General features: G+C 43.9%; 13 protein-coding genes. 9 read left to right on the forward strand and 4 right to left on the reverse strand.

What is annotated here, in order from left to right; translation table 11 throughout:
* The first annotated feature begins 65 nt into the window (after positions 1-65).
* The gene (gene ftsZ / locus B050_RS0119130) at positions 66-1679 is read left to right on the forward strand and encodes a cell division protein FtsZ (protein ID WP_026236028.1); all 1614 of its coding nucleotides are present in this window, start codon (positions 66-68) and stop codon (positions 1677-1679) included.
* Here ftsZ and B050_RS0119135 read toward each other — a convergent pair whose 3' ends face one another.
* Entirely contained in the window at positions 1680-2207 is a 528-nt protein-coding gene (locus tag B050_RS0119135; RefSeq protein ID WP_018475577.1) for an NADPH-dependent FMN reductase, read from the reverse strand. It abuts the gene before it with no gap.
* A gap of 311 nt (positions 2208-2518) precedes the next feature.
* Here B050_RS0119135 and B050_RS0119140 point away from each other — a divergent pair, with 311 nt between their 5' ends.
* Entirely contained in the window at positions 2519-3340 is an 822-nt protein-coding gene (locus B050_RS0119140) for a purine-nucleoside phosphorylase (RefSeq protein WP_018475578.1), read from the forward strand.
* Between the two features lie 81 nt (positions 3341-3421).
* Complete coding sequence (locus tag B050_RS0119145; protein WP_018475579.1) at positions 3422-4096, forward strand: FAD-binding oxidoreductase; 675 nt, start codon at positions 3422-3424, stop codon at positions 4094-4096.
* Positions 4097-4255: 159 nt separating this feature from the next.
* On the opposite strand, the gene B050_RS0119150 is transcribed toward B050_RS0119145, so the two are convergent.
* Positions 4256-5569, reverse strand: a complete 1314-nt coding sequence (locus B050_RS0119150) for an amidohydrolase (protein WP_044203073.1) — start codon at positions 5567-5569, stop codon at positions 4256-4258.
* A 474-nt stretch (positions 5570-6043) separates the two neighbouring features.
* Here B050_RS0119150 and B050_RS0119155 point away from each other — a divergent pair, with 474 nt between their 5' ends.
* The 6 genes from B050_RS0119155 (at position 6044) to B050_RS0119185 (ending at position 12815) form a co-directional block, all read left to right on the forward strand.
* Positions 6044-6739, forward strand: a complete 696-nt coding sequence (locus tag B050_RS0119155) for an SDR family oxidoreductase (protein ID WP_018475581.1) — start codon at positions 6044-6046, stop codon at positions 6737-6739.
* Between the two features lie 12 nt (positions 6740-6751).
* On the forward strand, positions 6752-7675 hold the full coding sequence (gene gldA, locus B050_RS0119160; protein WP_018475582.1) for a gliding motility-associated ABC transporter ATP-binding subunit GldA: 924 nt from the start codon (positions 6752-6754) through the stop codon (positions 7673-7675).
* Positions 7668-8390, forward strand: coding sequence for an ABC transporter permease (locus B050_RS0119165; RefSeq protein WP_018475583.1), 723 nt, complete (start codon positions 7668-7670; stop codon positions 8388-8390). Before gldA ends, B050_RS0119165 begins: the two co-directional genes overlap by 8 nt.
* Positions 8387-10102, forward strand: coding sequence for a gliding motility-associated ABC transporter substrate-binding protein GldG (gene gldG / locus B050_RS0119170; protein WP_018475584.1), 1716 nt, complete (start codon positions 8387-8389; stop codon positions 10100-10102). Before B050_RS0119165 ends, gldG begins: the two co-directional genes overlap by 4 nt.
* Before the next feature lie 297 nt (positions 10103-10399).
* Complete coding sequence (dnaN, locus tag B050_RS0119180; protein WP_018475586.1) at positions 10400-11524, forward strand: DNA polymerase III subunit beta; 1125 nt, start codon at positions 10400-10402, stop codon at positions 11522-11524.
* A gap of 487 nt (positions 11525-12011) precedes the next feature.
* Positions 12012-12815: a hypothetical protein gene (locus B050_RS0119185; RefSeq protein WP_157492908.1), complete on the forward strand. Its 804-nt coding sequence runs from the start codon at positions 12012-12014 to the stop codon at positions 12813-12815.
* Positions 12816-12913: 98 nt separating this feature from the next.
* Here B050_RS0119185 and murA read toward each other — a convergent pair whose 3' ends face one another.
* The gene (gene murA, locus B050_RS0119190; RefSeq protein WP_018475588.1) at positions 12914-14221 is read right to left on the reverse strand and encodes a UDP-N-acetylglucosamine 1-carboxyvinyltransferase; all 1308 of its coding nucleotides are present in this window, start codon (positions 14219-14221) and stop codon (positions 12914-12916) included.
* On the reverse strand, positions 14221-14904 hold the full coding sequence (locus B050_RS0119195; protein ID WP_018475589.1) for a DUF4290 domain-containing protein: 684 nt from the start codon (positions 14902-14904) through the stop codon (positions 14221-14223). Before B050_RS0119195 ends, murA begins: the two co-directional genes overlap by 1 nt.
* Between the last annotated feature and the right edge of the window lie 341 nt (positions 14905-15245).

The following is a 15245-nucleotide window of genomic DNA, read 5'->3' on the forward strand; positions in this document are numbered from 1 at the left end:
CTCACGATAGATAAAAAATAAGAATTTACAGTTCACCAAAAATTGAGGAAAAAATGTCAGATAATATGAAAGATTACAAATTTGATATTCCCAAAAACCATAAATCTATCATCAAGGTGATAGGTGTGGGAGGCGGTGGTTCAAACGCTGTGAACCACATGTATGGGCAAGGAATAAAGGACGTAGAGTTTGTGGTGGTCAATACCGACGCCCAAGCGCTAAAAAGCAGTCCTGTTCCGCTTAAGCTGCAGATCGGGACCCACCTGACAGAAGGATTGGGTGCTGGTGCAAATCCTGAAAAAGGGAAAAACGCAGCCCTGGAAAGCAAAGAAGAAATTAGAGAACTATTGGCAGATAATACCAAAATGGTATTCATCACCGCCGGAATGGGTGGAGGTACTGGTACTGGTGCTGCTCCTGTATTGGCGAAGATCGCTAAGGATATGGATATCCTTACTGTCGGTATAGTGACCGCTCCTTTTGTGTTTGAAGGTCGTAAAAAAACCGGTGCCGCTCAGCGTGGTATCGAAGAACTTAGAGCCAACTGTGACACCGTTTTGGTGATCCTAAATGATAAATTGCGTGAGGTATATGGTAACCTGCCTATCCGTGCTGCCTTTGGCAAAGCGGATAATGTGCTGACCACCGCTGCCAAATCCATCGCTGAGATCATCACTGTTCACCAGGATGTGAACGTCGATTTCGAAGATGTGAAAACCGTCATGAAAGATGCTGGTGCTGCCGTAATGGGCTCGGCAACAGAGGAAATGGAAGGCCGTGCACTGAAAGCAGCCGAGAAAGCTATCGCTTCTCCGCTGCTGAACAATGTGGACATCAAAGGTGCCCAGAAAATCCTCCTTTCCATCATGTCTGGCGAGGAAGAAGAATTGTCAATGGACGAATTGAGCGAAATCACCGAATACATCCAGGACCGTGCGGGCGATGATGCAGAGGTGATCTTTGGTCAGGGGATAGACCCGGATCTGAAGAAATCTATCCGCGTGACTGTTATTGCTACCGGTTTCCAAACTGACGAATTGTCTAAGAAATTTAGCGGTGAAAAAACTCAGGTGGAAGCTGTCGAAGAAGATACCAAAAAGGTGATTGATCTGGATTCCGGCAAAACCAAAAAGGTGGAAGAGGAATCTACCGCTTCTGCCGGGCAGACATTTACCTTTAATATAAAAAGCCCTGCGCCAGTAAATAAGCCTGTGGAAAATACAAACTCCCAGGCCTTTGCCAAGTCAGAGGAAAAGCCGTCCGCAGAAGTGGATGCCGCAGATGATCAGGAAGAGGAATTTGAGTTCGTCGAAGCTCAACCCGAAAAGACCATCACACCTCTATATGACGAGGAGCCAGAGCAGCCACGAGCACAGTATCAGCAGCCTGAAAAGCCGCAAACCCCTCCGTCTGGATTTGCCACTGATTATTATGAGCAGATCAAGCAGAAGGCAATACACCGTGCACACGAGCGCTTCGAAAGACTTAAAAACCTCAGAGCGGCCAATCAAACTCCAGAAGAATTTAAAGAAAAATTGGATACTCCCGCTTACTTAAGAAAAAATGTAAAACTCCAGGATGTGCAACATAGCTCGGAATCAAGCATTTCAAAATTCAATCTGAATGATGATAATGAAATTCTGGGCAATAACCGGTTTTTACATGATAATGTTGATTAGTTAAAAGCTAATCAACATTTCTGCCTGGGTCCTCAACAGGTCTAAATAAAATTCGTTGGTGAGCGAGTGATTAGACATGTTTTCCTCAATTTTTGCAAGTTTTGGCTTATGCGCCATCACATGCATGCCCAGGTAGTGGAATATGTCGGTAAGGTGGCTCAATGCGAGTCCACCGCCGCCTATTCCAGAGGAAATTCCCACCAAAGCACATTTTTTGCCATTGAAGGTGTTCGGATAAGTCATCCCATCAATGAAGGACTTCAATATCCCTGGAAATGATCCATTGTATTCCGGGACAATAAATACAAATTTATCCCCCTCCTGAACCTTGCCATGCAATTCATTATAAATTTCATTTTTTCCATTATGCTCATAGAGCGCCGAAAACACAAAGTCACTCGGTAAATCCCGCAAATCAATAATCTCCGAATCTATCCCCGCCTGAGTTAAGATTTCATCATACTGATGGGCTATCGTTTTAGAAACTGCATTCTTTCTGTTAGTGCCTATTATTATTTTGATCTTCATTATCTGATTTTTATGAGCAGAGGTTATTTACTTGAGTCTTTGCCTAAGCGTTTTTTGTGTCCTCTGCTGGGATACTTCAACGGAATTGAGGGACGAATACTTTAATTTCCCATCCCCATAGCTGGTTTAGCGCCTTGGATGAATAAAATCCTTTCCGCTTTTTAATCTTATTTCAATGCAAATATATAATTTTAGGGCTGCAGGAACTTGAATTTGACTCCATAGATTTAGAATAATAAGTTGGAGAGTCCGATTATGCTATAAGCAGTGGGCGATCAAAGCCCGGAAAATCATCCTATTTAACCAAGAAAATGAAAGAATATAGTAAGAAAATAGATGCAGCAGTTCAGTTTATTAAGCATCAGGCTGACTTTAGCGCCAAAGCAGGGATTATACTAGGGACGGGACTGGGGAGCTTGGTGGATGAAATGGAAGTTTTTGCCTCCATTCCCTATGAGGACATTCCCTATTTTCCGGTGTCCACCGTCGAGTCCCATAAGGGTGAACTGGTCTTTGGAGACCTCGCTGGCTGTAAAGTGGTGGTGATGAAAGGCCGTTTTCATTATTATGAAGGCTATACGATGAAAGAGGTGACTTTCCCGGTAAGAGTCATGAAGCGTCTGGGCATAGAGCTATTATGTGTTTCCAATGCCGCTGGGGGACTAAACCCCGCTCATTCGATAGGTGATATTATGCTGATCGAAGATCATATTGACCTCTTTCCTGAAAATCCCCTACGAGGCGAAAACCTGGATGCTTTTGGGCTGAGATTTCCGGATATGAGTGAGCCCTATGAACTGAGGCTTCTGCAACAGGCCAGTCAAATAGCCCAAGGATTAGGGATCAAATTTCGAAAAGGAGTCTATGCTGGCGTCCAAGGTCCAAATTTGGAAACTAAAGCTGAATATCGATACCTGCGGACCATTGGCGCCGACGCCGTTGGGATGAGCACCGTGCCAGAGGTCATCGTCGCTAGGCATATGGAATTACCGGTATTTGCTATGTCCGCCATTACTGATCTATGTGTGCCTGGTAAAGTCAAGAAAATATCTATTCAGGAAGTCCTCGCTGCCGCTGCTATCGCAGAACCTAAGATGATTGCAGTAATAAAAGGTCTTTTAGCTAGATTTTAGCATGGTTGTTGTATTTATTTCTGGTATAAAGTAATAATAGCTGGTTAGAATTGATTTTCCAGCCTTAAACCACAAAATAATATGGCAACACACAGGTTAAAAATACTAGAGAAAGAGCCGGTGACTTATAATGTCAACCGCTTCAGAATAGAAAAGCCCGCTGGTTACCAGTTTACTCCTGGGCAAGCAACGGAGCTTAGTTTTTTGCGCTCAGGATGGGAAGAGGAAAAAAGGCCTTTTAGCTTTACTAGCCTCCCTTCGGATGATTATTTAGAGTTTACGATTAAGTCTTACGAAAGTCATCAAGGCGTAACTAAGAGACTTGGTGAGGCCCAAATTGGCGAGGAAGTGGAGATTGGCGACCCTTGGGGTACCATCTCTTTCAAAGGAGAAGGGGTGTTCATTGCCGGAGGAGCAGGAATTACTCCTTTTATTTCCATCTTTCGTGATCTCCGTGAGAAAAATGAGATTGGAAGAAGCAAATTGATTTTTGCCAATAATACCAATGATGATATTATCCTCTTCGAGGAATTAAAATCAATCCTGGGACATAAATTTATCAATATCATAGCTGAGCAAAAAGATACTGCCTATGATGTCGGGACCATTGATAAGGAATACCTGAAGGAAAATGTATCCACCTTCGAAAATCAATATTTCTATGTCTGCGGTCCACCTAAGTTTATGAAGAAGGTAACTGACAGTTTAGGGGAGTTAGGAGTAAATTCATCTTCGCTAGTGTTGGAATCCTTATAATGAAGGAGCATATAAAAAAAAAATGGAAGAGCCAGAATTTTGGTTCTTCCATTTTTTTTGATTTTTAAGGCAGCATCCTTGAGCTGTCTGTTGTTTGAGAAGTGAATGAGGAGGTTGTATTTTTAATGGGGAAAGTAATTGTAAATAGCTGCTGCAATTTTATTCCTCCAGTCCCATATAGTCCACTGTAAGATAGCTTAGAGCTCTTACGCCTAAGATCAGCCCCGCTTCGTCAATGAAGAAATCTGGTGTATGATGAGCGGCCACCTCTTCTGGTTTTTTTCCTATGGACATTCCTCCCAAGAAAATAAATAGCCCAGGTACCTCTTGTTGGAAATAACTAAAGTCCTCCGCTCCGGTGATGGGGTCATGGTAAATGACATTTTCTTCCCCAGCGACATTGATTAGGCTGGGAAGCATAAGCTCGGTTAAGTCAATATCGTTAATGGTGGCAGGATATATTTTATCTATAGTGATATCGACTTTTGCGCCAGCTGCCTCCGCCGTATGTGTAGCAATGGTATTGATGCGCTGGTGGATCAGTTGCTGCTGTTGCTCGCCGTAAGTACGGATGGTGCCGAGCATCTCCACAGTTTCTGGGATTATATTTTGCCTTACGCCTCCATGGATACTTCCTATGGTGACGATTGCTGGGTTTTCGGTGATATTTACATTTCTGCTGATGATGGTCTGTAGGGCATTGACCATCTGTGCGCTGGTGACAATAGGATCCACTGAGGACCAGGGATAGGCGCCATGAGCCTGGCGGCCTTTTACCACCAATTTTAAATTATCCACTGCTGCCATGGCGGGACCTGGCCGGTATTTTATTTTACCCACTTCTGTCTGGGAATTTATATGTAAGCCAAATACAGCATCCACATCTTTCATTACACCTTCTTCCACCATTCTCTTAGCGCCCCAGCTGCCTATTCCTTCTTCGAACACTCCCTCTTCCGCAGGCTGGAAGATGAATTTTACCGATCCGTGGAGCTCCTCTTTCATGGAAGTCAGCACTTCGGCGACACCCATCAAAATTGCCACATGAGTATCATGACCACAAGCATGCATTACCCCAATCTCCTGCCCGTTATACACCGTAGTTTTGGTGGATTTGAAGGGTAAGTCATTCCTTTCGGTAACTGGCAGGGCATCCATATCGGCTCGTAAGGCCACTATCGGGCCGGGGTGACCTCCTTCTAAAATCCCAACGACTCCCGTGACCGCCACATTTTCTTGGACTTGCATGCCTAAGGACCGCAAATGAGCTGCTATTAATGCAGCAGTACGCGTTTCCTGATTTCCTAATTCGGGATGCTGATGGATATCCCTTCTCCATTCCAGTACCTTCTGTTCGATTTGCTCGGCGTTGGTATCAATCTTCTCGTTTAGGGCTTGCTGGGCATGGATGGAAACAGGCACGGCAAGCGCCAAGCAAAGTAAGACTGGGAAAACCTTTAATTGTAGGGACATGATTATAGAGTTTTGGTGAAAAGTGCTTATTGGTGGTCCTGTACTTATCCAGAAGGATTACTTTTGGACATTCCAAAATAGGCTGTTTTAAAAATACAAAAAATAGGTTACCATTGGCATATAAGCTTCAAAACCTTTCCGTGATTCTATCAGACAAACTGATTAAGCATCCTGGGAAGACTTTCTGTCCTCGAGGGAAAGTGTAGTGTCAGGCAACTGAAGTTTTATTTGCCCCAAAACTTTAGGCATATTATCCCGCACTATGCCTTAGGAATCGAAATAGATAGGCGAGATGAAATAGGGGTGAAGAATAATGAAATTTATAGGAAAAAATAGCGGATAAAATGGGAAAGAGGAAGTCTTTCCTGGTGGTTTTTAATTGAATGTTTTCCTGATTGATTACTTTTATAAATGCGAAAAAAGGGGCAATTTGGCATGGATTTCCCTGTTTGGTCCTAAATAAACAACTGTACTATGAAATTAGAAGGAAAAAAAGCGATTGTTACTGGAGTCAGCAAAGGCATTGGCTTGGAGACGGTAAAATTATTGTTGAAAAAAAATGTGATTGTAGCGGGTTGGGGGCGTACGCAGCCTGACTTACAGCATGATAATTTCACTTTTGTAGTGTGTGATGTTTCTCAGGAAAAGGCAGTAGAAAAAGCCTATGAAGAAACCAAAGAGGCTATTGGCGATGATATCAGCATCCTAGTCAATAACGCCGGCTTTGGCAAGATGGGTAAAATCGAGGAAATGAGCACCGAGGATTGGAAAGGCATGTTTGATGTCAATGTCCACGGAATTTTCTTTGTCACCAAAAAAGTGGTGCCAAAAATGAAGCAAATGGACGAAGGGCATATTATCAATGTGGCCTCTATCGCAGGGCTGAATGGGCTGGCGTCTATGTCGGGGTATTGCGGGACTAAACATGCCGTGAGAGGAATTTCCCATTCATTATATATGGAGCTTAGAGAATTTGGGATCAAGGTAAGCACCATTTACCCAGGTTCTGTACAGACCAATTTCTTCGATGATATCGAAGGGGTGCAGGCTCATGAAAACATGATGCGCCCAGAGGATGTGGCTTTGACCATGGTGCAAACCATCGAAACGCATCCTAATTATTTTGTGGCGGATATTGAGTGCAGACCACTTCGCCCAAAGGGCAAATAAAGCAACGGTTAGATGTCATTAGAAGTCCTTCAAGTCAGTAAGCAATACGGTACGCAGCTAGCTGTGGATCAGGTGAGTTTTAGTGCTCGCCCTGGTCAGGTCCTGGGGTTTTTGGGCCCAAACGGCGCAGGTAAATCTACGACCATGAAAGTCGCCGCTGGCTATATTCTGCCCGATGCGGGGGATGTCCTTATTGATGGGATTTCTATTTTGACACATCCGATAGAGGCTTCCAGGCAAATCGGCTACCTACCTGAGCATAATCCCTTATACATGGAGATGTATGTGGTGGAGTTTTTGCTGTTTGTGGCAGGCTTATACCAGCTTCATGGTGCAGAAGCTCGCCAGCGAGTGGCAGGAGTCATCCATGACTGCGGGCTGGAAAAAGAGCAGCACAAGAGAATTGGGGCACTTTCCAAAGGCTATCGCCAGCGGGTGGGACTCGCAAAGGCGCTTGTTCATGATCCCAAAGTGATCATTCTGGATGAGCCTACCACCGGGCTGGATCCTAATCAGCTGGTGGAGATTCGCGCCCTGATCCGAAAGGTCAGCCAATACAAAACCGTGATATTAAGTACTCACATCATGCAGGAAGTGGAGGCCGTATGTGATGAGGTGGTCATCATTCATGAAGGCAAGCTAGTCGCCCAGGACAGCCTGAAAGCCCTTAAACAGAATACTACAGAGGTGGTATTTGTGCTGGAAACTCAGGAAGAAATGCAGTCCAAATGGTTTGATGACTTGCTGGGTTTAGCAAAGTGCCATCTGATAAGCCCGACCACGATCAGGCTGGAGGCCAAAGAGGTGTTTCTGTTACGAACGGAATTGATGCAGGTGCTGAATAGCCATGGATTGACCTTAATTAGTTTGAGGCAGGAGGAAAGAAGTTTAGAACACGTTTTTTATGAATTAACCGCCCCCAGATATAATGTATAGTCTTATTCTCAAGGAGATAAATGATTATTTCAATCAACTGACCGGCTATCTTGTTATATCGGTTTTCCTCATTGCCCTAGGCTTGGTAGTCTGGGTTTTTCCTGATACTAGCGTATTGAATTATGGATTTGCAGATTTGGAGGTATTGTTTAATTCTGGTCCTTATGTATTGATGTTTTTGGCTCCGGCCATTACCATGAAGATGCTAGCTGAGGAGCGGCGCTCCGGGACCTGGGAGCTGCTGGTGACGGCCCCAATCCGTCCTGTCCAGATTGTTTTTTCTAAATTCATAGCGTCATTTCTGGTCTTAATCCTGGCCTTGATTCCTACTTTGATTTATTATTATTCCATATATAAATTGGGCAGCCCTGAGGGCAATATAGATTCCGCAGGTTTCTTTGGGGCTTATGTTGGGATGCTGCTCATCGGAGGGGTTTTTACAGCGCTGGGGATCTTCAGTTCGGCAATAACCAAAAATCAGGTGAGTGCCTTTATTATTGCAGCTTTTCTATGCTTTGCAGCCTATTTTGGCTTCTCAGCATTGACCAGTTTATGGGAGCTTAGCCGTGGCGCATATCTGCTGGACAGCTTGAGCTTGTCTTTCCATTATGAGCAAATGAGCAGAGGCGTGATCAGCAGCGGAAATTTATATTATTTTATTGGTAGCATCATGCTATTGATTTTGTTGGCAACTATGATGATTAGAAAGCGATGAAGGAGCTTGCAGCTGCCACAAAGAAGGTGAAAAGACAAAGCACCATGCGGATTTTGTTATCCTGTCTGGCGATTGTTTTGATATTTACCGCCTTAGAATTGCTCTTTCCTTTTCGGATCGACCTTACGGAGGAGAAGCGCTTTTCTTTGCACCCCGCCACCATTGAGGTATTGGAGAATTTGAAGAATCCACTGGAGGTAGAGCTGTTACTGACAGGAGATCTCCCTGGTGGTATGAGGCGGTTTGAGCGGAGTATTGAGGAGATGGTACTTACTTTTGATGATTTTGCTGCGGTGCCTATTTCACTTCATAAGGTAGATCCGCTGTCTTTGGAGGAAGAGACGCAGGCGGAGTTTGTCCAATATATCGCAGATTTTGGCATAAATCCGACGAATTTATTTGCCTCAGAAAATGGCAGTCAGACCTCTCGATTGATTTTTCCCGGCCTCCTGGTACGCAATGAAGAGTATGAAACTGGCGGCCTGCTGCTAAAAGGCGCAGGAGGTATGTCTCCGGATGAGATCTTAAATTTATCCATAGAAAATATTGAATATGAATTGATAAGGCTAATTCAGCGGCTGGAAGAAGATCAGAAGCCCGCGGTGGCGATGATCACCAACCATGGGGAGTTTCAGGAAGACGAAGGATATGGTGTCGTGGAGGCACTGAGTGAGTTTGCTGAGGTGTATAAGGTGCCACTGCAGCAGGCGAAGTCCGTGCAGGATCTGATGACTTTTGACCTTATCATTGTGAGCAGCCCGAGGGAGGAGTATGAGGAGAGGGAGCTTTACCTGCTGGATCAGTACCTGATGAGAGGTGGACGCTTATTGGTGGCGCTGGATCCTATGGCGGTGGATATGGAAGCGGCGGCAGGAGAGGGCACGGTGGCATTGCCGTATCAGTCGGGATTAGAAAATTTATTGTTTAAATACGGCATTCGTATCAATCCTGACTTGGTTCAGGATATGAATTATGGCTACTACCCCGTAGTCGCTGGGGAGTTTGGGGATCAGCCGCAGATCGTTCCCTTGCCCTGGCCGTTTTATGTGATCGCGAGCGAGATGGCGCAGCATCCTATGGTCAAAGGTCTCGATCAGCTTCAGCTGAGATTTGTAAGCTCTCTGGACACGGTAAAGGCTGAAGGACTGACTAGGACAGCCTTGGTTTATAGCGGTCAGTACAGTCGGCTATTATCGCCGCCAGTGCCGGTCGCTTTTCGGGAGATGTCACAGGAGCCTGATGTCAACCAGTTTAACCGGAAGCATCTGCCTTTGGCCTATTTGATGGAGGGAAAATTTACCTCTTTATTTCAAAATCGCTTCTTGCCAGCTCCATTTGAGAAGGACACGGCCTTTCGGGATACTGGCGATGCTGGTGCGGTAGTGGTCGTGGGAGATGGCGATTGGCTGCAGGGAAGGCTAGATGTACAAACCGGGGAGCCTATGCCTTTGGGGAAAGACCCGTTTTCTGAGGAAACTTATGGCAACAGGGAGTTTTTGATCAATGCGGTAAACTATCTTATTGACCCCGATGGGATCATGGCCACCCGAAATAAGGTCCTTAAGATTCGACCATTGGACCAAAAGGAGGTTTTGGAAGATCGTACGTATTGGCAGTTATTTAATGTAGTGCTTCCGATTCTTATAGTGCTTGCCTTTGGAGGAATAAAAATAATCATTCGGAATTATAAGTATAGTCGGCCCAGGCTTTGATGAGGCAGAGGGAATTCGAGGAATCAGGATATTTTTTTTGGGAGAAATCCCCAGCGCTTACAGTCTTTTATGATTTTATTTATAAATTTACCCTGTTGAAAACTTATTGGGCGTAAAGCCTTGGTCAAAAGCCTTGAATTGTGTTTATTGGTTAGAATAAAACAGACACAATTCATTTTTATTCAACATATAATTAATTAAAATCGAGTAATACCGCAATGCTTGGTGGAGGTAGCTTTTTTTGAAGGTTCTCTGGATTTGCGGAATTATTAAGCCATTTATAAATAAATCGAACACATGAAATTTATTGTTTCTTCTTCTGCTCTTTTGAAGCAACTTTCTGGAATCAATGGAGTGGTTACTACCAATCCGGTGGTGCCGATATTAGAAAACTTTCTATTTGAAATTAAGGAAGGCAAGCTGACAGTAACCGCATCTGATCTGCAGACATCGATGATGACTGAAATAGATGTAGAGGCCAAAGAAGATGGCAATATTGCTGTACCCGCCAGGATTTTGATGGAGACATTGAAGAATCTTCCGGAGCAGCCTGTTACTTTTAGTATCGACCATGATACTTACAGTGTTGAGATCAGCTCAGATAATGGTAGATATAAATTGGCCGGCGAAAATGCCACTGATTTCCCTAAAATCCCATCTGTAGAAAATGCCAGTTCCGTGGATATGTCCACCGATGTGCTGTCTAGCGCTATCAACAATACCATCTTTGCCACTAGCAATGATGAGCTTAGACCTGCCATGACTGGGGTATATATCAATCTAAGCAGTACCAATACGACTTTCGTAGCGACAGACGGTCACCGTCTTATTCGCTATAGAAGAGTGGATATCGCCGCAGGTGAAGCTGCTAGTATTATCGTTCCTCGTAAGGCCCTAAACCTATTGAAGTCTACCTTGCCTTCTGACAATGTGCCAGTTACAGTGGAATTTAATAATTCTAATGCCTATTTTAAATTTGGCAATATCCAGATGATCTGCCGATTGATCGATGAGAGGTATCCAGATTATGAGAATGTGATTCCGGTGGACAATGAAAATAATATGAGCATTGACCGAGTGGAATTTTTGAGCTCCTTGAAAAGAATCGCCATTTATGCCAATAAAACCACGCACCAGGTGAGGTTGAAATTGACTGGTAGCGAACTTCAAATCTCCGCAGAGGATCTTGACTTCTCCAATGAAGCCAACGAAAGATTGTCTTGCGAGCATGATGGAGAGGACATCGAAATCGGATTCAACGCTAAGTTCCTTGTGGAAATGCTGAATAACCTTTCATGCAAAGAGGTTACTCTTAAATTTAGCGCTCCTAATAGAGCTGGACTTATTGTACCAAGTGACATTTCTGAGAATGAGGATATCCTGATGCTAGTGATGCCAGTAATGCTCAATAATTACGTATAAGAAATAATAGTTCTTTTGAATAGAAGGCCCTGGAAATCATTTCCAGGGCTTTTTTTATGCTTTTTTTTCGCTCATGGACGGCCTTATAATCCTTATTTTGTCAATATCCCCTTAATTTTAAACCCTATTTTTAGTCCAAAGCCACTCGGGTATTTAGGTGGAGCACTGGCGGTGCTTGCTATATAAGAAGGTAATTATAGGCTCATCTGGAAGCCAAAGCATCGATTTTAATAGAATTCCTGTTGCTAATCTGCGAGGCCTAGAGCATTTGGTAGCTCCTATTCGGGTAGCAATCTTTTCTACTGTTTCGTAATAAACCCCTGTTTTCAGGTTCAATTTTATGTTTTGGTAACATAGGGGTAAACTATAACGTACTGATTAATAGAGTTTATAGTATTTTTTGATTCAAATTACTATTTTTGTTTTTCTTAATGTTAACAAATTGTTAACTTGATAATATTCAATTAATATAAATCAGAAAGGAGGGATGATGAAGAAATTATGGATACTTATTGCATTGGTAGGTGTAGTGTTCTTGGTCAATGCTCAGGATGAAGAAGAGGTGGTATTTGAAACCACACGTGAAGAGCAATTGTTCAAGGACTCCTCTCATCCTTTAAATCAGCTCGTGGCCTTGCATGCAAGATCAGAGGCTGATTTGGCTGTTTTGGATAAGCTAGTGGATAAGCTTGATAAAAGCGCAAAGAAGAAAAAATTTACTGAATGGTTTTTGGCGGAGGTATTTTATAAATCCCATCAATATGCCTTGAAGGATTATCAGCGGCATAGCACCTTCAATGATCTGTTGGAGGAAGGGAAATATGATTGCGTCAGCGGCTCCGCTTTATTCGCTTATTTCCTGGATAGGTATGAGTTTAACTATGAAATTATAGAAACGGACTTTCATGTATTCGTACTGGTGCACCAGGACGATAAGACTTATGTCATGGAAAGTACCGAGCCTCGTGCTGGATTGATTACTGATCAGGCGAGCGTCAAAGAGTATATAGGAAATTTCCTTCCTGCCTCAGGGATTAAGAAGTCCAAGGCGGCTTCCGAACTAGCAGGAATAAAACACAATGAGGGCAATACCATTTACTCCTCCATAAATCTGAAGCAGCTTGCTGGATTGCAGTATTATAATGATGCTGTATTTCACTTCAACGAAGGGGATGTGGAGACCGCCAAACGTCAGCTATACAAAGCCAAGCAAATCTATGCGGTGGAGCGTGTACTGGCCTTGGATGAATACCTCAATGGTGAGGAGAAAAAGAGCTTAGCAAGGAGATGATTTTTTTGGTTTCTATTCGCTGAAAGTTAGAAGCCCATCACTGAAAGTGCAAAAGGCCGATGAAATTCATCGGCCTTTGCTTTATAATGGTTTTTATACTAATCGATCCTGACGATGTCTGCTCCAAGAGCATTCAGTCTCTGGTCGATATATTGATATCCTCGATCGATCTGTTCCACATTGTCTATGACGGAGGTACCTTCAGCAGATAAGGCTGCTATCAGTAAGGAAACTCCTGCACGGATATCTGGTGAGGTCATACGGATACCTTTCAGTGGGTATTTGCGATCAAGACCGATGACTGTGGCACGGTGTGGGTCGCAGAGGATGATCTGTGCACCCATATCGATAAGTTTATCCACGAAGAATAGGCGGCTTTCGAACATCTTTTGATGGACCAGTACGGTGCCCTTGGCCTGCGTGGCCGTCACTAATACGATGCTCAGGAGATCAGGAGTGAAGCCTGGCCAAATGGCGTCCGCCACGGTCAGGATGGACCCATCGATGAAGGTTTCTATTTCATAGTGCTTTTGGGCAGGGATATGAATGTCATCCCCTCTAAACTCCAATTTGATTCCCATCCTGCGGAAGGTATCAGGGATGATCCCTAGTCGGTGAATCTGAGCATCCTTGATGGTGATTTCGGATTGAGTCATGGCGGCGAGGCCGATGAATGATCCGATTTCAATCATGTCAGGAAGCAGGGTATGTTCTGTACCACCCAGTTTCTTCACCCCTTCGATATGGAGGAGATTAGAGCCTACGCCAGTGATCTTTGCTCCCATACGGTTCAGCATATCGCATAGCTGCTGTAAGTAAGGCTCGCAAGCGGCGTTATAGATGGTGGTCTTGCCTTCTGCCATTACTGCCGCCATTAGGATATTGGCTGTGCCGGTGACAGAGGCTTCGTCTAGCAGCATATAAGTGCCTTTTAGCGCGTTTCCATCTATATTGTAGATCTCTCTTTTGGTGTCATAATGAAATTTGGCTCCCAGGCTTTGGAAACCTATAAAGTGCGTATCGAGCCTTCTACGTCCGATTTTGTCGCCTCCCGGTTTGGAGATTTTACCTGTGCCAAAGCGTGCTAAAAGTGGGCCTAAAAGCATCACTGAGCCTCTTAATGCGGAAGCCTTGGTCAGAAATTTATCAGAATCCATATACTCCAAGTCGATCTTGGCAGCTTTGAATTGATAGCTTTCAGGGCCGATTTTATTGACCTCTACACCCATATCGGCCAGGAGCTCTATGAGCTTATTGACGTCTCGGATATTGGGGATCTTATTGATCGTGACCGTTTCTTCTGTGAGCAATACGGCGCAAAGAATCTGTAGCGCTTCATTTTTAGCGCCTTGAGGGGTGATTTCGCCTTTAAGTTTCAATCCCCCTTTTACTCTAAATGAGGACATTAATTTCTGCGTTTTTTATAGTTACCGCCGTTATTTCTCTTCTTATTAGTATTGTTATTACTATTGCTGCGTCTTCCCGAGCCATTATTTGTGCTGGTAGGCTCTGGCCCTGCAGGCTTGAAGTCCCTGCGGGTGCTGCTTTCAAATAGTCCATTTTCTCGTACTTTCTCCAGGTCGATATGGAGCTTGCCTTTGGAGAGGCTCTTGATATCATCCAAGATGATGGCGTCATCGAAGTTCTCCCTGTTCCATGTCGTATGGAAGCTTCTCATCAGCTGGCCGATATAGATAATGGCAATTTCCTGATCTTCATCGTCCTCGATTTCTACCGCTCTTTCGATAAGTTTTTCGATATTCCTTCCGTAATGCTTGAATTTTACTTCGCCTTCAGGATATCCGATCAGCTGTGGTCTCTTACCTAATAGCTCCTTTTCGGGCATTGGAAAGGGACTGTCCACATCCAGCTGGAAGTCAGACATGATGAATAAGTCGTCCCATAGCTTCTGATCATTCTCAGCCTTAAGCTGGGGATTTAGTTGTTTCATTAGCTCCACCAAGGTGTAAGATTGCTCGGTGCGCTTTGCCTTATCAGGAAGCTGAGTAACGTGATCGACTAGCTTCTGAATATTTTTTCCGTATTCTTTCAAAATTACTGAGTTTTTTTGCTGTTCTATTTCTTCCATACTTAGGCCTCAGTTTGGTGACAATTACTTCAAGTTACGAAATAATGTCATTATTTGAGGCCTTGATTGGTACTTAAATGTATGCTTAGGCAGACTTTGTTATTCCTGCTATAAGATGCTTGATTAATTTGTGGGTTTTGCAGCGTTTCTATATGCGAAACCTATAAGAGACCATCGGATATAAAGCCGAACTCCTTTACTGTCTGTTAATTTATTCTTCAGTTTTCCTTCGGACCACATATGCTAAGTTCCTGATTGGGACTCCTATTATGCATCCATTCATGATTCCCGATACAAGATCCACACAATATATATATAGTGGATAAAGAGGCGTCTGGGTA

Source organism: Echinicola pacifica DSM 19836 (assembly GCF_000373245.1).
GTDB classification, from domain to species: Bacteria; Bacteroidota; Bacteroidia; order Cytophagales; family Cyclobacteriaceae; genus Echinicola; species Echinicola pacifica.